The following is a 22,839-nucleotide window of genomic DNA, read 5'->3' as shown; positions in this document are numbered from 1 at the left end:
CCTGTTGCACCGATTCCGCATTCGGGATCTCGACCAGAGCCCTGGGCCCGGGCAATTGTTCCCACACCCGATCGATAGCCCCAGTCAGCTCGGGTCCTGGCGTCCCGCAGACTGCCAATATGTCGGCATCAGCCGGTGACGCCGCCAGGCACCATCCACGGGCAACGAGACGTTTTTCGGCCTCTGCACGCACCACCCAGTACCCAGCAACCTCCACGGTGAGAACATGCGCCCGCCGGGTCGCGTACCGGGCCAGCAACTGACTCACACCCATCGCAACGCGCCCTCCCGCCACGCCCACCCCACGGCCACCAGCAACGCTGCCAGGAAAAGGAACATCTCGACGATCGCCGCTGCGCCCATTTTGGCAACTACCAACGCCCACGGGTACATGAACAACATCTCGACATCAAAAGCCAGAAAGAGCAGTGTCGCCAGATACCACCGCACGTGATACCTGGATAGGGCGTGCTCCTGCGGCCGCCATCCTGATTGGAACGGCAGCACGCTGAGAGCACTAGGCGATGTCGCGGTGAAACGGTGCAACCAGTAGAGCATGGCGACGCCGCTCACCCCAATCAACGCCATCCATACCATGCCCGTTTCCATCCCGGTTCTAAAGCGTGCTATCGCGGGTACACGTCAGCAGTCCCCGATTCGCAAACCGCGGCCGCGAACGGCTGACCGGTGACTTCGTCTCAGCGCACGCGATGCTCGTGCGCCCCAGTGCTGACACCTTGCAACATGAGGTTGCCGAGGCAGATAACCGCTCGGTGCGGCGGTCACCAGCCACACGGCGGCGGCCGGAAACCCTCGCCCCGGCGTCGGCGCTCGAGTTTCGCATCCGCCGTACGGTACCCCGCTAAGGTATGGAATAACCAGGTTCTGACAGAAATTCTTTGGGTCCACGCACGCTGCGCGGCGATGAGCCCGTGCCACGGGTCACGCGCCCGACCGCCGTGACCCACACCACCTTTGCATACCCCAGGGGGGTAAAGTATCCTTGACTGTGAGCGGAAGGCCCGGGTACGGAAAGGGGCTAAAAGATGAGCACTATGACAGTCACCGTGGCTGGAATGTCCTGCGGACATTGCGCGTCCTCGGTGCGTGAGGAGCTTGCGCACGTGGCGCACGTCAAAGCGGTCGACGTCGATCTGGCGAGCGGCACAGTAACTATCGACAGCGACGGCCCAGTTGATACGTATGCGCTGAAAAACGCCGTCGAAGAAGCCGGCTATCAGCTCGCCGGCTGAACCCCTCGCCCAGGAAGGGAAACCAGCCATGGGGACCGCCACCACATCGACACAACACATTGAGCTCGAGATCGGTGGAATGACTTGCGCCTCGTGCGTGACCCGAATCGAAAAGACCCTGAACAAGCTCGACGGGGTCAGCGCCTCAGTCAACTTTGCGACCGGCAAGGCCAGCGTGGATTACGGTGCAGGTGTTTCGTCCGATCGACTGGTAGCGGCAATCGAGCAAGCCGGTTACACAGCGACCGTGCCAGCAGCAAGCACTTCGGTCGGCGACGGGGCGGGCGCCGCCGCGGCTGACGCCGATTCACTGGTGTTGCTGCGGCAGCGGTTGGTGATTGTGGTGATGCTGACCGTGCCAGTGATTGCCATGGCGATGGTTCCCGCGCTGCAGTTCACCAACTGGCAGTGGTTGTCGCTGACGCTGGCCACACCGGTGGTGGTGTGGGGTGGGTGGCCGTTCCATCGGGCTGCATGGACCAATCTGCGCCACGGCAGCGCCACGATGGACACGTTGATCTCGATGGGCACCCTCGCCGCGCTGGGTTGGTCGGTGTATGCGCTGTTTTGGGGCAGGGCTGGGATGGCCAACATGACGCATTCGTTTCAGTTGACCGTCAACGGCGCCGACGGCACCGGCAACATCTACTTGGAGGCTGCTGCCGGAGTTACGGCTTTCATCCTCGCCGGCCGGTATCTGGAGGTCCGTGCGAAGCGGCGCGCCGGCGCCGCGCTTCGCGCACTGCTGGAGCTGGGGGCCAAAGATGTGGCAGTGCGCAGAGATGGTGTGGAGCAACGCATTCCCATCGACCAACTCGCAGTCGGGGACGAATTCGTGGTCCGCCCGGGGGAAAAGATCGCCACCGACGGCGTGGTGATGGAGGGCTCCTCGGCGGTGGATGCTTCCATGTTGACCGGCGAATCCGTGCCGGTAGAAATCGCACCCGGGGATTTGGTGGTGGGTGCCACCCTCAATGTGGGTGGTCGCGTCGTCGTGCGCGCCGCACGCATCGGCGCGCACACCCAATTGGCGCAAATGGCCAAGCTGGTCGAGGACGCCCAAACCGGCAAGGCCGCCACGCAGCGATTGGCCGACAGGATTTCGGCGGTGTTCGTGCCCATGGTCCTGGCCTTCTCGGCGGCCACGCTCGCGGTGTGGATCAGTACCGGAGGATCAATGTCGGGGGCGTTTACCGCGGCCGTCGCGGTGTTGATCATCGCTTGTCCGTGCGCTTTGGGACTGGCCACACCCACCGCGCTGCTAGTCGGCACCGGCCGGGGTGCCCAACTCGGAATCTTGATCAAGGGTCCAGAAGTGCTCGAATCGACTCGGCAGGTCGATACGATCGTGCTGGACAAAACCGGCACCATCACCACTGGGACGATGACATTGGTCGAGGTGATCACCGCCGAAAGTCAGCACCCCGACGAGGTGCTGCGGTTAGCCGGCGCGCTTGAAGACTCTTCTGAGCACCCGATCGCCAGGGCTATCGCCGACGGCGCCCGGGCGAAGGTCGGCGACTTACCAGCCGCGCAGGGTTTCGCCAACCGACAGGGACTTGGGGTGCAGGGCATCGTCGATGGTCATGCGGTGGTGGTAGGCCGGCCCCTCTTGCTCGCTGAGTGGTCGCAGCAGCTCGCGCCGGAGTTGGCCACCGCCATGCACCGGGCCGAGTCGCAGGGCAAGACCGCGGTCGCGGTTAGTTGGGACGGCCAGCCGCGCGGGGTGCTGGTCGTGGCCGACGCGGTGAAACCGACGTCAGCCCAGGCGGTCGCGCAGCTGCGCGCGCTGGGTTTAACCCCGATCATGCTCACCGGCGACAACCGGTCCGCAGCCGCTGCGATCGCCCGCCAGGTCGGCATCGAACATGTAGTCGCCGACGTCCTTCCGCGCGACAAGGTCGAGACCATCAAGCAGTTGCAGGCCGACGGCAGAGTCGTTGCCATGGTCGGTGACGGCGTCAACGATGCGGCTGCCCTCGCCCAAGCCGACCTCGGTCTCGCAATGGGCACTGGCACCGATGTCGCCATCGAGGCGAGCGACGTGACACTGGTTCGCGGTGACTTGCGCGTTGTCACCGACGCAATCCGGCTGTCCCGCAAGACCTTAAGCACCATCAAGGGCAACCTGTTCTGGGCCTTCGCCTACAACATCGCTGCGCTGCCACTGGCGGCGGCCGGGCTGCTCAACCCCATGCTGGCCGGTGCGGCGATGGCCTTCTCCTCGGTATTCGTCGTCAGCAACAGCCTGCGACTGCGTAGGTTCGAGCCGTTGACGTGAGCGCGGCAGCCAACCACACACCCCTTGCCGGCCAGCCAACTTTTGGGGTTTGACGGCATGCTCATCGGGTACGGGATGTGCAACGGTACTGTACCTATACCCGGTATACCCAAACATGGTGTGCGTGAGTCCCGAAAGGAAGTCATGGTGAGGCGACGGTTATTTACTTTCACTGCAGCAGCGATTGCGGTGCTGCTGACCGTGGCAGCGTGCGGCGACTCAGATAACCCTACCGCGCCGAGCAACACCTTTCGCATGCCTAATACAGCGTCAAGTCCGGCTGAGGGCACTCCTGCGGCGCACAATGCTGACGACGTCACCTTCGCCCAGCGCATGATTGCTCACCACCAGCAAGCAATTCAGATGAGCGAGATCATCCTCGGCAAACAGGGCATCGACGCTCGCGTAATCGACCTCGCCAATAATATCAAGGCGGCCCAAGGCCCCGAGATCCAACAGATGCAGTCCTGGTTGAACCAGTGGACGCAGCAAACGCCTGCGACAACTACCCTGAGCGGCACACCCACGACCACGATGCCGGGGATGCCGGGCCACGCCGGCATGCCCGGAATGGAAGGGATGATGTCGGAACAGGACATGCAGGCTCTGCAAAACGCCCAGGGCGTGGAGGCCAGCCGGCTTTTCCTTACCCAGATGATTGCGCATCACCAAGGCGCAATCACCATGGCGCAAAACGAGATTCATTCCGGCCAATACACCCCGGCGGTCACGCTGGCACAATCGATCGTGGCTAATCAGCAACGCGAGATCGACACCATGCAAACCATACTGAAGTCTCTCTAGCGTCCGGCATCGCGACCGCTGGCCCAAGCACTAGTGTGCGCGGCAAGAATCCGCTGTTCACCGGATCTGGCTAACACTCGACCCATCCTCAAAGTCGGCATCGTCGCCAGAGGCGGACGACTCTGCACCGCGACCTGAGCAGCATGACAGCCGAGAGCCCGGCGCCGGGTTATGCCGAGCCACCGGCACTGCCCGAAAGGGGTCGGAGAACAAGGGACGAAGGCGAGCAGGCTATGCAGCCAGGCTCTGCTGGACACTCGCGGTGTTGCGGTGGACAGGCCTCCACTTATCCGCGGTGATCAGCACCCATCAACGGCGATCGCTATCCTTCGGCGACATTCGATCCGGGCCAATATCCCGTCGACCATAGCGCTGGCACAGCCGATCACCGGCGGACGACGAACAGCAGATCGCCACCCTGCACTCCGCGCACCAAGGTTTCTAGTCGGCACACGGGGCTTCTTCTCGTCCACGATGGGCCGATCGGCGGAAAGCCACGCGCTGCAACACAATTCGCGAAGTACGACACGATGCCGGGTTAGGGGCGGCGGCGCCAGGGGGGCGGTCACGTCAAAGCAGTCACCGCAGAACCGCGGGCCTTGGGTATGCAAAAGGTACGTCATGATGTTGGTGATGCCGCGTGCTGTTGCAAGCAAGGGGATATCGCGCTGATAAGCATTCAGTCGGAGCTCACCGAGGTCGGCGCGGCGGATGCGACGTGCGATGACAGGCGTCGCCTGCGGCCGTGAAGCAGGCTAGCAGCGGCCACAGCGATGCAGATCACGGCCGGGATGATCAACGCGTATCCGCCGAGCCGCGCACCGCTCACTATTCCAGCAACGCCGCCCACCAAAAACAGCACCAGCGTCACTGTGAACACGGCAGCCTTCGACTTGTCGATCCCGTGGCGGCGGCTGCGGCCCAGCATCAGCCCAAGGTCGGTGATGGTGCCGGTGAAGTGGGTGGTGCGGATCGCCATTCCGCGAACGCTTGAAGTCAACCCGTTTTGCAGCCCGAGCGCCGCAGCGGCGAACAGCGCCTGGATGACCGCACGATGAATCCCCAGCGCGGCGAGCTGCGCCTTGACGACGGCGTCCTGCACTCCGATGGCGGCGGCAAGGAGCAGGCCCGCTTCTGCGATCAGCACAGCAGCATGCCGCGAGCCGCTCTGCGAGTCGGTGGGCGCCAGGATGGCACCGGCCGCGGTTGTGCCGCTCAAGAAGCCGAGTAGAACCGCCGCGAGCACGTGACCCTCATAGAGCCATGGGTTGGCCGTGTCCATGCCTAATTGAGTGGTGACCCCCGTGATATTGCCCACCGGAAATGCCAAAACCAGAAGGGCCACCGCGTTGACAAAACCGGCCACCGAGGCCAGCACCCCGCTGTAGCCGACCAAAAGTCCCCGGGGTGGCAGCCAACGTTTCTGTCTGCGCATTCGAGCATCAATCCCTTTCTACGATGGCGCTAACGACGGGGGAAGGCAACGACGTACCACAAACCCGCAGGCCTGCGCGGTCGTCGTTGCGAGGGGCCGGTAGGGCCAGCGGAGCCGAGCGGCACAACAAACGTTGTCGCAACGTCGCAGTGCAATCGCCGCGACAGCCCTCAGCCGGCCGTCCCGACGCGTCTTTCCCGCGCGGTTCAAGGGGAATGGCCGGGCCGTTGCTTGACTGCGGTGTAGTCATCTGCTTACCCACTGCCTTCCCGGTCGCTGCGCAACCGGTCGCCCAGGCCGGCGCCGTGCGGGCGTGGCCGAGTTGGTGCTGCAGAGCGCGCCACCCGCTAGCTGGTGTAGGCGGTGTAGTTCAAAGTGGTCATCATGCCGGCCTCCAGGTGATAGCCGTGGTGGCAATGGATCATCCAAGAACCCGGATTGTCGGCGATCAGCACGGCGCGCAGTTTCTGGTTGGGCAGCACGATGACGGTGTCCTTGCGCGCACCCAGGCTGCCGTCGGACTTGATCATCTGGAACGTATGGCCGTGCAGGTGCATGGGGTGATACATCATCGTGGAGTTGGTGAAGACTAGCGTGGCGCGCTGGCCCTGCGTGACGCTCACGGGCGGACTGTCCGGGTAGGGCTTGCCGTTGATGGCCCAGTCGTACTTCATCATTGACCCGGTCAATTCCAGGTCCAGATTCACCGCTGAGGCCGCCGAGCCCAGACTGGCGGCCGGCGGGGCGGTGAAGGTGTCGACCGTACCGACTCGGCCGTTGAGCTCGGTGGGCCGAAAGTTCACATCGGGTGCGCTGCCATTGGCCGTCTTGAGCAGCGCCCGTGCCGCGACCGCTTGCTTACCTTCCGGCATGGCCACGAGTGGGAAGACCCCGTCGCTGGCGGTGACGATGACGTCATAGCGTTCGGCCATGCCGACCAACAAAGCGTCGGTCTCGGTCGGCACAACGGGGAAACCATCAGTGTGGGTGACCGTCATGACGTGGCCCGCCAGGGCCACGCGGAAGACGGTGTCAGCGCCGGCGTTGATGATGCGGATGCGAATGCGCTGGCCCGGCCGAGCATCAAAGGTAGTCGGCGCCGCCGCAATCCGACCGTTGACCAGGTAGTACGGATAGTCGATGTCGCCGGAGTCGCCGCCCAGCAGCGCACTGCTACCCACCGCGGACATCCCAGCCATCTCCTGCTGGCCGGACCCGTGAGCCGGCATGTGCGAGCCCTTGAGCTCGTCGAATAACTGTTGCGGATTCTTGCCGATGCCGTCGGTCCAGTCGTCAAGGACGACAACCCATTCGGCGTCGTAGCGTGCCGCCTCCGCGGGGTCGTCGATGATCACCGGCAGGTAGAGCCCGTAGTCGGTTTGCATGCCGACATGCGGGTGGGCCCAGTAGGTGCCGGGGTGCGGCGCTGAGAACCGATAGGTGAAGTCGCTGTTGGCCGCGATATTCGGGGTAACAGGGAACACGCCGTCCATGTCGTTGCGCAGCGCGATGCCGTGCCAGTGCACCGAGGTGGGGTTGCTGAGCCGGTTTCTGACGGTGACCGCCAGGTCGTCGCCGACATTAGCGCGGAGGGGGGCGCCGGGCAGTGTGTCGCCGTAGGCCAGTGTGCCTGCGATGGGGCCGCCGAGGTCGATCGGGGCCGGCTGCGCCGTGAACGTGGCAGTAACGGTGCGTCCGGTGTGCGGGCGCGCGGCCTCGGCCGCGGCGATAGCTCGTTCCGCGCTGGGCGCAGGATTGCTTCGCCCACATGCCCCCAGCGCCACCGCGGCCCCGCCGGCCACCGAGGCCGTGACAAACGCACGCCGATTCAACAGACCCTCATTCCACACCGATCTCATTACGAGTCCCTCCTCAAACTTTCCCCCTTCGGCCTCTGCCGTGGGCACGTCGCCGAAACCTCTCGACTCACACCGATGTTCGCCGCAGCGCAGTGGCCCAGAACGGCGCTCGCGCGAAACGCGGTGTCGTCCAACCGGTGTCCGGATTCACTGTTAGCCCGCACCACCGCGGCACGCACCAGCGCCTTAGATCCGATCCCGCCCAGGTTCGCTAGCACCTCGAGCGCTGGTCGGCCCGGCCGGGCACTCGTCGGCAGCTGCAGGCTCCAAGTGATGATTGCGGTCAAGGACGTGTAGGGCCAGCGCGGCGGTGACGCCGACCAAAAACAACCCTGCCCAAACCAATGCACCCACACCCAGCTGCCGCGCAGCACCCATCGCCCACCCGGTGAGCAAATTGCCGCCCAAAATTCCCACGCCAACAATGGTGTTGTAGAACCCGTAATGGGTGCCCACGAGCCGGCCTCCGGCCAACGCCATGACCGTGTCCATCTCAAACGGGAAGACCGCGGCGGAGCCGACGGCAAGCATGGCCGCTGACACCAGCAGCGCAACTACCGCCGCGACAACGCCGACCCCAGAACTATCAGGGATAACAAGCAGCGGCAAGAACGAGGCCGCCATGATGGCCAGGCCGATAGCCAGACTGCGCCCGTGGCCCCACCGAGCGGCGAACCAGCGGGTGATGCGCAGCTGTCCGGCGACCGCAACCAGTCCCGACACGACGAAAACCGCTGCCACTAACAGCGTTTGATAGCGCTTAGTCAGCAGTGAGGCCTGCAGCGGAAGGGCGAGATACACCTGGAACGACAACACGTAAGAACCGACCATCGCCAAGGCGAACAACAGAAAAGACCGGTTGCCGACGACGACTCGCCAGTCATCAAGTATCGACGTCTTTTCCCGCGCCGGATCAGCACGGTGCTGCGGCAGCGCCAGCAGCTGGGCCACGGTCAATACCGCAAAGACGCCGGCCGCACCCGCGGCGCTAATGCGGAAATCAATAGCCACCAACATCACTCCGACCAAAGGACCCAGAAGAATCCCGGCCTGGTAGAAGATGTTGAACACTGCGAACGCCTCCACGCGGCGAGCGCCGGAATCGGCGGCCAGATAGGCGCGCACCGCCGGATTGAACAACGCGCCGGCGAAACCGGTGGCTGCCGAGGCAATCAACACCACCGGTAACGAGTGCGCAACGATGAGCAAGGCGAAACCGCCGGTGCGCAGCACACACCCTGCAACAATTAACGGTTTGTAGCCGATTCGGTCGGCCAACGTGCCGCCGACAATGAACATGCCCTGCTGGGAGAAGTTCCGGATACCCAAGACCAGCCCCACAGCCCACCCCGCCAGCCCCAAGGGGCCGGCGAGGTAAGCCGCCAGGTACGGCATCAGCATGTAAAAGCCGAGGTTGATGCCGAATTGGTTGATCATCAGCATCCGGCTGGGCCGGTCGAAGCTGCGGAATTGGGTGATCAATTCCATTACTGCATCGCTCCGGTGGGATCAAGCACGGTGGCACACCGAGTCCAGGATTGCACTACCCGCTGGTTAGGGTGGTCGATGACGTCCGGCTCCTGGGGCGGTAGCTGATCGAGCAGCCCGTGGTCGCGGCAGTAGTCGTCGTTATAGATGGTGTCGAAATACCGTTGCGGCCCATCAGGGAAAACCGCCGCGATGCTGGTATCGGGCGCCATCGTGCGCGCCGCCCACCCAGCAACCAAACCGACCGCACCCACACTCCAGCCGCCACTGGCGTGGTGGGTAGCCGCCAAAGCGCGGGCCGCCCACACCGCCTCAGCCGGCGCCACCCAGTGCACCTCGTCAAACGTCGCATAGTCGACATTGCGCGGATAGATGCTCGAGCCCAAGCCCCGCATCAGTCGACTGGCCGCGGGTTGACCAAAGATCGTCGAACCGACGGTGTCCACCCCGATCACCTTCAGATCGGGGTTGGCCTCGCGCAGCACCCGCGCCACGCCGGCCGAATGCCCCCCGGTGCCCACCGAGCACACCAGCACGTCGATGCGACCGAGTTGGTCGAGCAACTCCAGGGCCAGCGGTCGGTAGGCATCGACATTTTCGGGGTTGCTGTACTGGTTGGGGCACCACGCATCAGGATCGGCGGCCAGTAGCTGGGCGATGCGGTCCTTGCGGGCTTGCTGCCATCCGCCGACCGGGTGCGCTTCGGTGACCAGGTCGACCTCGGCGCCATACGCGCGCAGCATGTTCTGCACGATGGGTTCCATGCCTGGGTCGGTGACCACCGTGACGGGGTGGCCGTACACCATGCCGGCCAGTGCCAGGCCCAGACCCAGTGACCCGCTGGTGGATTCCACAATCCGGGCTCCGGGGCGCAGTTCGCCGCGGGCGCGGGCACGCTCCACCATGTGCACGGCGGGGCGGTCTTTCATGCTGCCCCCGGGGTTGAAAGCTTCCAACTTGGCCCAGAATCCGCGGTCTGCAGCGGTTAACGGCTCCGAGATGCGCAATACCGGGGTGTTACCCACCAGCCCAGCCGGCTGGCGGTGGCTACCCAAGGCGGGGTGGCACTGTCCAGCACTGGGTGCGCGGTTCACGAACGGCAATGACCGGGAACTGCACAACAGACGGGATTCCAACGAGGTCAACGGACGAGAGTGAGAGTTGTTCATGGAAGTGTCGCTTTCTAGCGTGAGGCCGCCCAGCGCGGCCATTGACAACGGGCAGCGGCCACCGGCCGTCGTGGCGATGCACTAACGGCCTGGCGCTAACCAATCAGCGACGCGAAAGACAGAACCGTGTCAATAGATCTTGACCGGTCACCGCAGCAGCGAGTCTTCGTGGCGGACCGCGTCCGGAAAAGGTCGCTTGCCGCCAGAAGAAAGCAACAGCGACCGCGACCACCAGCACAGTGAGGGCTGCCACCGTCGGGGCCGGGGAATGGGGTAGCACCGCGGTAACCAACGCCTCATGGTGACCACCTGGTGACGGGTGGCCCAGATGGGCGTCATCGCTGTGGACCGAAGAGTCAGTACTGTGCGAACTCACCGACACGTGCGCCGGATGAGACGCAGAAGACTCAGACCGCACCACGGCGTGCCCTTGGACCAGCACCCACATCGCAACCGCGGCGACAGCAGCAGTCATCGCCGCGATGACTTGCCACCGGGGTCGCCGGCGCGGAACTTGGGCATTCACAATAGCTTTAGGGTACCAGCGGCCACCGGGCACTGAAAACATGCCTCGGGGCTGCACCCCGATGAGGCGCGGGGTCCGGGATATGCGGCTAGGTAGCACGTACCGGATGGCTGCAGTCGCCGCCGTTAAGTACCCCATACCCCCTGAGGGTACGGGCAGTCGAACGTTTCGGCAAGGGCGCAGCTCGCACCGCACAAATTGCCGAAGACACGCTTTGGGTGCATCACCAAAGGATGGTCAATGACGCGATCCTAGGCGCCGGCTTCCCGGCCCCGCGCTGCGTAGAACTCCACGTGTCAGGTGCGCGGCGTCCGTGGACTGCGCGGCGCCGTCGCGAACAAGTAGCCGACGTCCAGGGCGGTGCCGATTTGTCCATCGTGGTGCCGAAACTCCGAGTCACACTGCTCAGTGTCATCGTCGGTGACGCGGCGCACGGTGGCAAAGCCTCGCAGCGGCACTCATGGTGTACCCTATGCGGGTATGGGGAACATCCGATTAGGGTCGGATGACCGAGGTGTCGCGGCACGCCGACCGCTCAAGTTGCGGTTGGCGGTCGTTGTCGTGGGCGCTGTAGCAGGATTAGCGATTCTTGGCCACTGCGTGCCTTCGCGTATCCCATCGTTGCCTTCGCATGCCCAGCAGCCGCTCTCATCGACATCGCTGCCCGTGGCGCTCGGTGCGGACGCGAATCAGCCGTCTCTTGATCACGTGCTGCCCGCATGCAAGGCGTCCAAGATGTCCGCGGTTGAGGCGGTATCGCAGCCGGCGGCTGCGTCGTTAATCGCGCTCGGCGTTGGTCTGGTGGCACTCGGGGTTAGGGGATGGCTGGCGCCACTAGTTGTACCGGCCGGGCGGAGCCCTCCGGGGGCACCGGCCGCCATTCTCGCCGGTCAAGATCGCCTGACTCGGTTCTGCCTGGCTCGCCGCTGACCGGTCAGCGCCAGGTCGCGGGGCCATGCCCCACGACCACGACTCGATCGATGTCTAACGCCGCGGTTGTGTCGCGGCCTGACCCAAGCGACGATCTCATGCAATATTCAACGTCCGGTGACCTCACGTGTCTCGTCAATCCCACCGAACCGTGTGGCTGCTGGCGCCTTCATCAGACGAAAAAACAGTCCACCGCCCGACGTGGCCGATTCGGCTGCGCTTCCCCGGGGTGCTGCCACGTGCCGGCTACTGACCGCGTGGTGGCGCTCAGCTGGGAGAAGCCGCAAGCAAATGCGGTAGCTCGTCTCACCCGGACGCGCCAGATAGTGGCGGTATGTCAACTTTTTGCCACGCCCGGTAACCGGCTAGCAACCGATCGGCGGGTTGTAACCGCCTGGGATCCGATGACACTCACATCAGCGCCGCCCGCTCCCGTGAATCATGCACGCGGCGGAGGTTTCTCAAGAAAGGCACACACATGTCCTTTGTGACGACAGATCCCGCAGCGCTTGCGTCGGCGGCAGGCGATCTGCAGACCGTGGGTGTAGCGGTGGGGGCCGCAACCGCGGCGGCGGCCGCCCCGACGGCCGGGGTGGTCCCCGCGGCCGCTGACGAAGTCTCGGCGTTAACAGCGGCCCAATTCGCTGCGTACGCGCAGCTTTACCAGCAAGTTTCCGCGCAGGCCACAGCCGTTCATGACCAGTTTGTTGCCGCCTTGGCGACCAGCGCTAGCTCCTATGCCGCTACCGAGGCAGCTAACGCCGCCGCGACCCGCTGACGCGGATCACTACACTCGAAGGGACACGCGAATGGATTTCGGTGCGCTCCCGCCGGAAGTCAACTCCGCCAGGATGTATTGGGGCCCCGGCTCCGGGCCGATGCTTGCTGCCGCGACTGGCTGGGACGAGCTGGCCGCAGAACTATCTTCGGCGGCAACCTCGTATGCCGCGACCATCTCGCGGTTGGCGGCTCTGTCCTGGCAGGGCCCGGCGGCAACGTGGATGGTCTCTGCAGCAGCGCCGTTCGTGGCGTGGATGAGCATGACCGCCACCGAGGCCGAGCACGCGGCCGACCAGGCCCGGGCCGCGGCCGGGGCCTACGCGGCGGCGTTCGCGGCAACCGTGCCGCCGCCGGTGATCGCAGCCAACCGCACCTTACTGATGTCGCTGGTGGCGACCAACATCTTCGGGCAGAACACCCCAGCCATCGCGGCCACCGAGGCCCAGTACGCGGAGATGTGGGCACAAGATGCGATGGCGATGTATGGCTATGCCGGATCGTCGGCAGCCGCGTCAACGTTGACGCCGTTCACCGCGCCGCAGCAGATCACCAATCCGAGCGGACTGGCTGCGCAAGGTGCAGTTGTTGCGCAGGTCACCGGCGTTGCGGCGGCAACGGATACGCAAGCGGCACTGACGCAGCTGACGTCGTCGCTACCCACGGCACTGCAGGGTCTCGCCTCACCGCTGACGTCGGGGTCGCTGTCCTCGGCGCTCAGCGCGATCAACCCAGAGCTGTCAACGATAAGTTCAACCGCGTGGATTGCCAGTGCGGGGCTATCGACCGGAGAGAAACTCAAGAACTTGCTCCCGTCGGCCACCGCGGCATTGACGCCGACTGTTGCTGACGGGCTCGGTTCGGGGGTGCTGGGGTCGCAGGCTGGGGGAGTAGCAGGTCTTGGCGGTGCCAATGCGGCGGTCTCGGCGGGTGTGGGCCGGGCGGGATTGGTGGGGCCGCTGTCGGTGCCACCGAGTTGGACCACCGCCGTACCAGCCAGAGCGGCCGCAGGACTCACCGGCGCCAATGTGAGCGCCGTACCAGCGGCCGACGCAGCCGGGCCAGCCATGTTGGGCGGGCTGCCCTTGGCGGGTGCAGCCGAACGCGGCGCAGCCGGTATCGTGCCCGATGCGCGGTTCTTAGAACGCCCCCCAATGGTGCCCCGCTGGTCCGGCCTGGGATAGCAGGGCTCGCGCGTAAGTCCAGTAGACATACAGAAACGAGAACTTGCAGCTCAATGCCACCAAAGCAGTTGGCGCGTCCGGTTGCCAGGACGGCACTCCACCCGTACCCTATGGGGGTATGAGGTTCGCGCGGAAACAGGCGGTTCCGCCTCGAATAAGTTCGCTGCGCACCATTGGGCCCGACGGGTGCAGTTCTGACGGCCAATCAACAGCTACGCGGTCCACGCCGCGGCGCGCAACTTCGGGCATTGTCCTGCGCCGCTGCGCTTCCGGCGTGCTACGCGCAGGCAACGCACCCCGGCGGTCGCGGTGGCGACTGGTGCTTGCGGCCGGCATCGCGATGTTTCTACTTACCTTGATCGACCACGCCGCAATGCTGCATTCGGAGACTCACCGGTCCCACCAACCACTCACAGGCGCTGCTGTCCGCGGCGGGCGATGCGTTCACCGCCCACGCTGATCACACTTATCTTTTCCATAAGTCATTGACCGAATGTCACGACGCGTTGGCAGCTGTCGTGTTGCCGCGAGAAGCCGCTACGTTGATCGAGCTGGGCGTGGCAGTGGCAGTGGCGGTGATCACCGCGGTACAGGCCAGTCTGAGAGCGCCATTCGTGCGAGGGCCGCCCAAAGTCCCGCGCGCTGCACTTGCCGGGCAAGACCTCTTGACGCGTTTCTGCCTGACTCGTCGCTGATCGATCAGCGTCACTTCGTGGTGCTCTGCACGACGACCGGTGACCGCTGACCGACGTTCAATGCCGCCCCATGCGGCGCACCTGGGAAAGCGACGATCAAATGAACAATGACCTGCCCGGAGCACCTTGTGAACGCTTAAATCCCGCGACAAATACTGCGCAACCGCACCGCAACGGGGGTTTGACCCCACGGCCGCACGACTTAGGGAGGGAACTCAACTCTGCGAGGCGGCGCATCAACGCAGGCCGGCACCGCAAACCCGCCAACCTGGTAGGGAATACACCGGTGTTGTGGATCTCCGAGCCTTTCAGTGACGATCACCGAGGCTTCTGGGCCAAACTGGAAGGCGCCAATCCCGGCGGACTGAAGGACCGCCCAGCCCTACACATGGTGGAACGCGCGCGAGCCCGCGGCGTCTTGCGCCCCGGCGCCCAGATAGTCGAATCCACCAGCGGCACACTAGGCCTGGGTCTCGCGCTAGCGGGGCAGGTACACGATCATCCGGTGACGGTGGTTACCGACCCCGGGATGGAACCGATCGTGCAACACATGCTGGCCGCTTACGGGGTGCGCATCGACATCGTCACCGAGCCGCATCCCAGCGGCGGATGGCAGCAGGCTCGCAAAGCCCGAGTTGCTGAGCTGTTGGCCGCAGACCCGAACGCGTGGAATCCCGACCAGTACAACAACCCCGACAACGTAGACAGCTACCAGGAGATGGCGCTGGAACTGCTCGATCAGCTCGGAAGCATCGATGTCCTGGTCTGCTCGGTGGGCACCGGTGGTCACTCCGCCGGTGTGGCCCACGTGCTGCGCCGAGCCAACCCCAGCCTCAAGTTGATCGGGGTGGATACCGTCGGCTCGACAATCTTTGGTCAACCAGCTGCCGCCAAGCGGTTGATGCGCGGCCTGGGATCCAGCATCTATCCCCGCAACGTCGACTATCCGGCGTTCGCCGAGGCGCACTGGGTAGCGCCCGCCGAAGCGGTGTGGGCGTGCCGCACGCTGGCACGCACCTACTACACCAGCGGAGGATGGAGTGTGGGCGCGGTGGCGCTGGTCGCCGGGTGGGCGGCCCGCACCCACCGACGCGGCACCACGATTGCTGCGGTCTTCCCCGACGGTCCGCTGCGCTACTTCGACACCATCTACAACGACAATTACTGCCGCGAACACGATCTGCTGACCGAGGCCCGGCCCAGCCACCCCGCCGTCATCAGAACTCCAGCTGCAAAGGTGGTGCAATCCTGGACGCGGTGCACCACGGTGGTTGATCCATCCGTCGTTCAGCGGTAGCGGCGCTGGCACAGGCAACGCGCGGACGTATCACTGCGGAAGCGGGATCTCGTTGACTTCTCTCGCAGGCCGGCCGCCAAACCCCTCACACCTGCTCTGGTCCGGCGACTCGGTTACGGTGCCAACCGCCGGCCTCGGTCGCGCAAGCCGTCTGCGCGGGGGGCAACTTGGGGACACATCGCTGAATCGCTGCGGATCAAGCGTTGATAGCGGGGTCGTCTGTGATCTCGCTACCGAGGTGCTCGATGTGATAGACGGCTTCGTCGAGCAGCATGGCGACGTGGTTGTCATAGAGGCTGTAGACCACGCTGCGCCCTGTACGAGTGCCGTTTACCAGGCCTAGGGCACGTAGCAGCCGCAATTGGTGCGACACCGCGGACTGCTCCATCTCGACGGCATCGGACAGCTCAGAGACCGAGCACGCGCCGTGGCGGAGGCGGGTCAGGATCCGCAGCCGGCTCGGTGTCGCCAACGCCTGCAGAGTGGCCGCCACTGACGCGGCCGAGTCAGCGTCCAACTGCGCGGGTGGGGTGGACTTGCCCTGGACTCCGTGACCCATGTCCATCATCCTATCAACGTGCACGAATGAAGACGTATTCATATGATCCTGTATATTGACGGCGCCCCCACCCGCTTGTCCCGGAGGTAGTTCTATGTCGTCTCAGGTGCTAAGCCGCGGCCCTGTCCACGCCGGCGGTGGCGAGGGCACCGCGGTCCGCACGCGGGCGTTCGCGCTGCCCGAGGTGCGGTGGGCAGCGGTCGCTACCGTGTTGTTTGCGCTCGGGGTCGCCACTCAATACGGCGGCGCCGCGGTCTGGGTGTGGTGGGTGTTGTATCTGGCGTGTTATGTCACTGGCGGGTGGGAACCGGGACTGGCCGGTGTGCGGGCATTGCGAAGGCGCACGCTGGATGTGGATCTGCTGATGATTGTCGCGGCCATCTGCGCGGCGGGGATCGGTCAGGTCCTCGACGGCGCGTTGTTGATCGTCATCTTCGCCACGTCCGGCGCGTTGGAAGCGTTCCTGACCCGACGCACCGCCGATTCGGTGCGCAGCCTGTTGAATTTGGCGCCCGAGCGCGCCACCGTGATCACCGCCTCGGGAGATGAAAGGGTGGTGGATGCGGCGGCCCTGGCGGTGGGGGAGGTGATTGTGGTGCGCCCCGGGGAACGCATAGCCGCCGACGGGCAGGTCACCTTCGGTGCCAGCGACGTCGATCAGGCCTCGATCACCGGCGAGCCACTCCCGGTCGCCAAAGGGCTCGGCGATGAAGTGTTCGCCGGCACCCTCAACGGCACCGGTGTGCTGCGGGTTCGAGTGGACCGCGCCGCCGCCGACACTGTGGTGGCCCGCATCGTGGCGATGGTGCAAGGAGCCTCGGCCACCAAAGCCAACGCGCAACTGTTCATCGAGAAGGTCGAGCAGTACTACTCGCTCGGGGTGGTAGCGACTACCGTGCTCGTCTTTCTCGTCCCGCTGGCGCTCGGCGCCGCAGTGCAACCGTCGCTGTTGCGGGCCATGACGTTCATGATCGTGGCCTCACCCTGTGCAGTGGTGCTCGCGACCATGCCGCCCTTGCTGTCAGCGATGGCCAACGCCGGCCGGCACGGGGTATTGGTCAAATCCGCGGTCGTGATGGAACGGCTGGGGTCGGTCTCCCTGGTGGCGTTCGATAAGACCGGCACCCTCACGCGAGGCACACCCGAGCTGTCTGACATCCGACCTCTTCGTGGCGCCGGCCTGGACGCCGAGGAATTGCTCACCTTGGCTGCGGCCACCGAACACCCTAGCGAACATCCTCTGGGCGCCGCGGTGGTGGGCGCGGCCACCGATCGCGGATTGACACTGCCGATGATCGACGCGTTCGAATCGGCTCCCGGCCGGGGCGTGCGCGCGGTGGTCGATGGCCGCCAGGTGGTGGTGGGCAGCCCGACGCAGCTGTTGGCCACCGGTCCGAGCAGTGCGGCGTCGGCCCGGGCCGCTGCGGTGGTGGCCGGGTTGGAAGCCGAAGGCAAGACCGCAGTCGTCGTGCTGGTCGACGACGACGCGGTCGGTGTGCTGGGCCTCGACGACCAAGTCCGTGTCGACGGCGCTGAGACCGTGACCGCGTTGACCGCGCTGACCGGTGCGACGCCGGTGCTGTTGACCGGTGACAACGCGCGCGCCGCCACCGCACTTGCCGGGCGGGTTGGCATCCACGATGTGCGCGCCGGATTGCTGCCGCAGGATAAGGTCGGCGCCGTGCGCGAATTCGATGACCGCGGCCATCGGGTGCTGCTGGTCGGCGACGGCGTCAACGACGCCCCAGCGCTGGCTGCCTCGCACACGGGAATCGCCATGGGCCGGGCCGGTTCTGATCTGGCGCTGGAAACCGCCGACGCCGTCGTCGTCCGCGATGAGCTGGCGACCATTCCGAAGGTGATCATGTTGTCGCGGCGGGCGCGCCGAGTCGTCATCGCCAACCTGGTCATCGCGTCGAGCTTTATCACCGTGTTGGTGTTGTGGGACCTGCTTGGTCACCTACCTCTGCCGCTGGGGGTCGCCGGACACGAAGGATCCACCGTCATCGTGGGCCTCAACGGAATGCGACTGCTGTCCCGCCGCGCCTGGCGACTTCCGACCCGGTCGGCGAGTCGCGCATAGCCGCTGGCCTGACCGGCGGTTGGCCGCGCAGGAGCCGGCGCATCCGTCCCGGTCGAGTCAGCCTGCGGTCAGTATCGGCAGCGACATCATCGTCGCCGTCACCGCGCCGGCCGCGCTCAGGGGCTCCCGTTGTACTGACGGGTCTTGATGACTCGTGGGCTCCGGCGTCGCGGGCCCGATGGCCGCCAGCGGTCACGGTGTGAAGAGCCGACCTCATGCGTGGGGTATCAACGAGCCAGGGCAGAAGAAGCCGGTCGGCTATTTGGTCGGGTCGGGCCAGCGTAGGTGGTTTCGGTCAATGACGAAGACGTGGGTGTGCTGCACGCGACCGCCCTGCATGGTCGTGGCGTCGTCGAGATGATGAGAGTCGGTCGTGGCGTCGTCGTGGGTGTGAGTAAGTTCCTCGGGATCGGTTCGGGGCCACAGCAATAGCGCAGCAACCGCGCCCACCGCGGCGATCGCCTCCAGCATCGTCCAGGCGGTGCGGAAGCCGGCCAAGGTGGCGACCCAGCCTGCGATCGGATAAGTCAGCAGCCAGCACAGGTGCGACAGGGAGAACTGGGCGGCGAACACTGCGGGCCGATCCGCTGGAGTCGACGAGCGGCGCAACACCCGGCCGACCGGGGTCAAGACGAGACTCATCCCGGCCCCGATCAGCGTCCAGATCACCAAGGCCGCGCTCCAGCGCTGATCTGCGTGGGTCGCGGTCAGGCCGATCGCGCCAGCGGCGCCGAAGACCAGCAGCACCCCGCCGGCCATCATGACGTTTCGCTCGGGCACCCGGCGCAGCACCGGGGGCAGCAGCAAGGCGACGAGCATCGTGCCGGTCCCGCCGGCGGCGAGCAGCCACGCGACATTGGCTTGAGAGCGACCCAGTGCGTCGCGCACATAGTTGACGGTGTTGACCATGATGATGGAGCCGGCTGCGGCCACGGCCAGGTTCAGGGCGAGCACACCTCGCAGCCGCGGGGTCGCGGCGAAGATGCGGATCCCGGCTGCGATCTTGTCCCAGGCGCTCGCGCGTGGGTTGCGAGACGCGTCAGGGATTCGGGTGCCGATCACCAACACTGCCGAGATCAAGAACCCAATCACCGTCCCAAGGAACAGCCAATGGAAACTCATCACCGTCAACAGCAATGCGGCCACCACCGGGCTGAGCAGGTTTTCCATGGTGGAGGCAAGCTGGGAGGCCGAAAGTGCTGCGGTGTAGTCAGATTCATCGGTCACCACCTCGGGGATGACCGCCTGAAAGGTCGGGGTAAACGCCGCTGACGCTGACTGCAACACCGCGATCAGCACATAGATCTGCCAGACCTGGTCGATGAACGGCAGCGCCATGACCACCGTTGCTCGGATCACATCCAAACTCACCAGCATGAGCCGGCGGGGGAACCGGTCAGCATGTGCCGCGGCGATCGGCGCCACCGCCACATAGGCGATCATTTTGATCGCCAGCGCCGTTCCCAGCACAGCGGCGGCGTCAGCACCGGCCAACTGGTACGCCAGCAATCCCAACGCCACGGTGGTCAGCCCGGTCCCGAACAACGCGACGACTTGGGCGGCGAACAAACGCCGGTAGTCGCGGTAGCTGAACAACGACATGCTCAGTCCTTTCATGCTTCATCAGGCCACGACGGCGCGGTCGCCAGTGAGAACCCTTGTCCACCAACGAGTCTCGCGAGGGTGGACTCGCCAGCCAGGAGGCCAACGGCGAGCTAGGGCGACGGCTGGTTGTGGGCTTTTCTGGCCGGCTGTCTGGTTAGTGGGTGCACAGCAGCGTCGGCGCGATGATGCGGCGGGACGTCGTGCCCGGCATGCTCAGCGTTAAACACCGCATCGGTTACCAACTGGCGGACATGCTCGTTTTCCAGGCTGTAATAGATGGTCGTGCCCGATCGACGAGTGCACACCAACCGCGCCATGCGCAGCTTGGCCAGATGCTGAGACACCGACGGCGCAGGCTTGCCCAGTCGCTCGGCCAACTCAGTGACCGACAACTCCTGACTAGTCAGCGCCCACAACAACTGAATCCGAGTGAGATCGGCCAACATTCGGAACACTTCGACGATAAGGTCGGCGTGGTCGTCGTCCAAGCAGTCACGTGCGTTACCTGCATTCATACGCAGATAATAGCCTACGCAGGATGGTCTGGAGCGCGGCCGGTCTCAGCGCGCCGAGTCGGTCTGGGCAGGAACAGCAGTCGGCGATTCCGGAATAGCTTCGTCGCCGCGGGTAGGATTGCCGCCGATTGCGCGCACCGGACCTGTCTGACACTGCGCGGTTGGCGACCAGAAATCGGTAGCTGACACACGAAGTGCTCGTGCGACCTCCGATACGGTCGGCGCAGCAGGGTCCCCGCCGCTCCTTAGCCCGCTAGCCTGACCACCCTGCCATTGCCCCGGTCGGCGACGTAGACATTGCCGGCGTGATCCACTGCCACTGCGAGGGGGGTGTTGAGGCCGGTGAACGGTAGCACGGTTTGGGCGGTCGACCCCGCCGCCAATCTTACGACCTCGTTGTTCTCCTGATCGGTGACATAGACGTTGCCACGGGTATCGACCGCAAGACCCCACGGCAAAGTGAAACCGGTGAACGGTAGCACGGTTTGCGCAGTGGACCCCGAGGCCAGCTTCACCACTCGGTCGTTATCAGAGTCAGTGACATAGACGTTGCCTAGGGTATCGACCGCCACATCATCGGGGTTCTTGAGGCCATCGAAGGGCAGCACCACTTGGTTGCTAGATCCCGCCGCCAATTTCAGCACCCGGCTACCGCCCCGGTCAGCAACGTATACGGTGCCCTCGCTGTCAACTTCCACGCCCTCGGGATAATTCAGACCGGTAAACGGCAACTCAGTTTGGGTGTGTGATCCGGCGGTCAACTTCAGCACTCGGTTGTTGAAGTCGGCGACGTAGACGCTGCCCGCGGCGTCAACCGCTACGCCCTGGGGTTCGTAGAGGCCGTTAAAGGGCAGCAATGTTGCGGTTCCTGTCCCGGCGGCCAATTTCACCACCCGTCCGTACATGCCTTGATTAGTGACGTATACGTTTCCGGCGCCGTCCACCGCCACCCCTCCTGGGGTGAGGCTGAGGTTGAGGCCGGCGAACGCCACCACGGTTTGCCCAGTGGTTGGCTTCGACGGGGTCGCGCGCTGCGTTCCCAGATATCCTGCGACGCCGAGAGCAGTGATCAGCAAAAGTGCAGCGGCGCCGATCACGGCCCGACGCTTGCCTGTGCGGCGCGCGCGGGGCGCACCGGGTGTGAGGGTGGGCTCGAAGGCGTGAGGAGGTGGGCTCACGGGCGGCGAGCTCGCCGAGCCAGCGGCGTAGGGGAGCCGTGGTTGACCCCAGCTGCTAGTGGAGGTCTCTGGTACAACGGGACGGGCCATCGTCTCGGCGCCTGGCGCGGGTTCAAAGGCGACCGCTGACGGTTTCGCCAGCAAAGGATCGACATCTGAGACTGCGTGAGGGGCCCACAGACCAGCCGGCCCGTTATCGACGGCGCGGGCCGCGAGCGTCGGGTTATCGCCGTGCTGCAGGATGGTGGCTTCTTGCTGCCGCTCGGGTGCGGTCAGCGCGTCGTGCGCAGCGGCGGCCAGTTCACCTGCCGTGCGGAAGCGATGCTCGGGTTGTTTGGCCATGCCTCGTGCGATCACCGGGTCGAAGGCCACGGGGACCACGCCGGGTCGCAGCCGACTGGGCTGCGGTGGCGGTTCAAGCAAATGCGCTGCAACGATGCGTTCGAGGCTGTTAGCCCGATACGGCGGCCCCCCGGTCAAACACTCACTCAACACACAGGCCAATGCATAGATGTCGGCGCGATAGCTGACCGCGTCGGCGGTGAACCGTTCCGGGGCCATGTAATTGTAGGTTCCCATCGCGGTCCCGGTCTGCGTGAGTCCGGGATCGCTGACCGCGCGGGCGATACCAAAATCCACCAGATAGGCAAAATCGCTGGCCGTGATCAGGATGTTTTCCGGTTTGACATCGCGGTGGATTACACCGATCGCGTGCGCGGCGTCTAGCGCGGCGGCGATCTGACGTACGACGGCCACCGCTCGAGGAGGACTTAACGAGCCGGATCGCTGCAGAAGGGTCGACAGGTCGATGCCGTCAATCAAGCGCATCTCGACATAGAAGTGCCCGTTGATCTCGCCGTAGTCATGGATCGGCACCACATGAGGTTCGTTCAGCCGTCCCGCGGCGTCGGCCTCGCGTTGTATTCGCGCCCGCAACACCGGGTCGTCGGAATAGCGCGTCGAGATCAGCTTTAGTGCCACGACCCGTTGCTTGCGCGTGTCCTGGGCCTGGTAAACCTCGCCCATGCCGCCGCGCCCCAGAAGCCGAATCAGGTGGTAGTGACCGAAACGCGACCCTGCCCGCGCACCCGGCTCGGTGCCGCTCACCGTGGACACTCCACACGCCCGAGCGCGCTTGCCCTCACTTCGGAGTCGGTAGCGGCTCGCCGGGAGAATTGATGATGTCCAAGGGGCATGAAAG

19 protein-coding genes are annotated in these 22,839 nt (G+C 65.0%); 9 read left to right on the top strand and 10 right to left on the bottom strand.

The features are described from left to right. Positions 1-264: 264 nt before the first annotated feature. Positions 265-609 (bottom strand): NADH-quinone oxidoreductase subunit A, encoded by a 345-nt coding sequence (locus tag AC5Y3Z_RS17815; RefSeq protein ID WP_500001823.1) that lies wholly within the window; start codon positions 607-609, stop codon positions 265-267. Positions 610-1,046: 437 nt separating this feature from the next. Between AC5Y3Z_RS17815 and AC5Y3Z_RS17810 the strand changes: the two genes are divergently transcribed. The 3 genes from AC5Y3Z_RS17810 (at position 1,047) to AC5Y3Z_RS17800 (ending at position 4,338) form a co-directional block, all read left to right on the top strand. Then, positions 1,047-1,253 (top strand): heavy-metal-associated domain-containing protein, encoded by a 207-nt coding sequence (locus AC5Y3Z_RS17810; protein WP_500001822.1) that lies wholly within the window; start codon positions 1,047-1,049, stop codon positions 1,251-1,253. 28 nt (positions 1,254-1,281) lie between these two features. Next, entirely contained in the window at positions 1,282-3,534 is a 2,253-nt protein-coding gene (locus tag AC5Y3Z_RS17805) for a heavy metal translocating P-type ATPase (RefSeq protein WP_463828068.1), read from the top strand. Between the two features lie 144 nt (positions 3,535-3,678). Further along, positions 3,679-4,338 (top strand): DUF305 domain-containing protein, encoded by a 660-nt coding sequence (locus AC5Y3Z_RS17800; protein ID WP_463828067.1) that lies wholly within the window; start codon positions 3,679-3,681, stop codon positions 4,336-4,338. A 679-nt stretch (positions 4,339-5,017) separates the two neighbouring features. Here the strand turns inward: AC5Y3Z_RS17800 and AC5Y3Z_RS17795 are convergent. From AC5Y3Z_RS17795 to lpqS (AC5Y3Z_RS17775), 5 genes are all read right to left on the bottom strand, one after another. Next, positions 5,018-5,773, bottom strand: a complete 756-nt coding sequence (locus tag AC5Y3Z_RS17795; protein ID WP_463828066.1) for a YoaK family protein — start codon at positions 5,771-5,773, stop codon at positions 5,018-5,020. A gap of 347 nt (positions 5,774-6,120) precedes the next feature. Beyond that, on the bottom strand, positions 6,121-7,632 hold the full coding sequence (locus tag AC5Y3Z_RS17790) for a multicopper oxidase family protein (RefSeq protein ID WP_500001821.1): 1,512 nt from the start codon (positions 7,630-7,632) through the stop codon (positions 6,121-6,123). Positions 7,633-7,818: 186 nt separating this feature from the next. After that, the gene (locus AC5Y3Z_RS17785; protein WP_463828064.1) at positions 7,819-9,120 is read right to left on the bottom strand and encodes an MFS transporter; all 1,302 of its coding nucleotides are present in this window, start codon (positions 9,118-9,120) and stop codon (positions 7,819-7,821) included. Continuing rightward, positions 9,120-10,331 carry a PLP-dependent cysteine synthase family protein gene (locus AC5Y3Z_RS17780; protein ID WP_463828063.1) on the bottom strand — a complete coding sequence of 404 codons (1,212 nt, stop codon included), beginning with the start codon at positions 10,329-10,331 and terminating at the stop codon, positions 9,120-9,122. The genes AC5Y3Z_RS17785 and AC5Y3Z_RS17780 overlap by 1 nt, the downstream gene beginning before the upstream one ends. Positions 10,332-10,392: 61 nt before the next feature. Then, positions 10,393-10,764 carry a putative copper homeostasis (lipo)protein LpqS gene (gene lpqS / locus AC5Y3Z_RS17775; protein WP_463828062.1) on the bottom strand — a complete coding sequence of 124 codons (372 nt, stop codon included), beginning with the start codon at positions 10,762-10,764 and terminating at the stop codon, positions 10,393-10,395. A 531-nt stretch (positions 10,765-11,295) separates the two neighbouring features. Between lpqS (AC5Y3Z_RS17775) and lpqS (AC5Y3Z_RS17770) the strand changes: the two genes are divergently transcribed. The 5 genes from lpqS (AC5Y3Z_RS17770) to AC5Y3Z_RS17750 all read left to right on the top strand — a co-directional run bounded on the left by lpqS (AC5Y3Z_RS17770) (position 11,296) and on the right by AC5Y3Z_RS17750 (position 15,698). Next, complete coding sequence (gene lpqS, locus AC5Y3Z_RS17770; RefSeq protein WP_463828061.1) at positions 11,296-11,745, top strand: putative copper homeostasis (lipo)protein LpqS; 450 nt, start codon at positions 11,296-11,298, stop codon at positions 11,743-11,745. A 478-nt stretch (positions 11,746-12,223) separates the two neighbouring features. Then, on the top strand, positions 12,224-12,523 hold the full coding sequence (locus AC5Y3Z_RS17765) for a PE family protein (RefSeq protein ID WP_463828060.1): 300 nt from the start codon (positions 12,224-12,226) through the stop codon (positions 12,521-12,523). Between the two features lie 31 nt (positions 12,524-12,554). Continuing rightward, positions 12,555-13,706, top strand: coding sequence for a PPE family protein (locus AC5Y3Z_RS17760; RefSeq protein WP_463828059.1), 1,152 nt, complete (start codon positions 12,555-12,557; stop codon positions 13,704-13,706). A 380-nt stretch (positions 13,707-14,086) separates the two neighbouring features. Continuing rightward, positions 14,087-14,401: a putative copper homeostasis (lipo)protein LpqS gene (lpqS, locus tag AC5Y3Z_RS17755; protein ID WP_463828195.1), complete on the top strand. Its 315-nt coding sequence runs from the start codon at positions 14,087-14,089 to the stop codon at positions 14,399-14,401. Between the two features lie 235 nt (positions 14,402-14,636). Next, a complete protein-coding gene (locus tag AC5Y3Z_RS17750) occupies positions 14,637-15,698 on the top strand; it encodes a PLP-dependent cysteine synthase family protein (RefSeq protein WP_463828194.1) in 1,062 nt (353 codons plus the stop codon). Positions 15,699-15,894: 196 nt separating this feature from the next. Here the strand turns inward: AC5Y3Z_RS17750 and AC5Y3Z_RS17745 are convergent, their stop codons facing one another. Further along, positions 15,895-16,257, bottom strand: a complete 363-nt coding sequence (locus AC5Y3Z_RS17745; RefSeq protein ID WP_074343297.1) for an ArsR/SmtB family transcription factor — start codon at positions 16,255-16,257, stop codon at positions 15,895-15,897. Positions 16,258-16,351: 94 nt separating this feature from the next. Between AC5Y3Z_RS17745 and AC5Y3Z_RS17740 the strand changes: the two genes are divergently transcribed. Further along, complete coding sequence (locus tag AC5Y3Z_RS17740; RefSeq protein WP_074343292.1) at positions 16,352-18,340, top strand: heavy metal translocating P-type ATPase; 1,989 nt, start codon at positions 16,352-16,354, stop codon at positions 18,338-18,340. Positions 18,341-18,598: 258 nt separating this feature from the next. Here AC5Y3Z_RS17740 and AC5Y3Z_RS17735 read toward each other — a convergent pair whose 3' ends face one another. The 3 genes from AC5Y3Z_RS17735 to AC5Y3Z_RS17725 form a co-directional block, all read right to left on the bottom strand. Beyond that, entirely contained in the window at positions 18,599-19,957 is a 1,359-nt protein-coding gene (locus AC5Y3Z_RS17735) for an MFS transporter (protein WP_500001820.1), read from the bottom strand. Between the two features lie 98 nt (positions 19,958-20,055). Then, positions 20,056-20,460, bottom strand: a complete 405-nt coding sequence (locus tag AC5Y3Z_RS17730; RefSeq protein ID WP_074343291.1) for an ArsR/SmtB family transcription factor — start codon at positions 20,458-20,460, stop codon at positions 20,056-20,058. 245 nt (positions 20,461-20,705) lie between these two features. Next, positions 20,706-22,745, bottom strand: coding sequence for a serine/threonine-protein kinase PknD (locus tag AC5Y3Z_RS17725; protein WP_463828058.1), 2,040 nt, complete (start codon positions 22,743-22,745; stop codon positions 20,706-20,708). Positions 22,746-22,839: the final 94 nt, after the last annotated feature.

This window comes from Mycobacterium sp. NGS61, from assembly GCF_059812325.1.
This window is presented reverse-complemented; position numbering and strand designations above follow the sequence as displayed.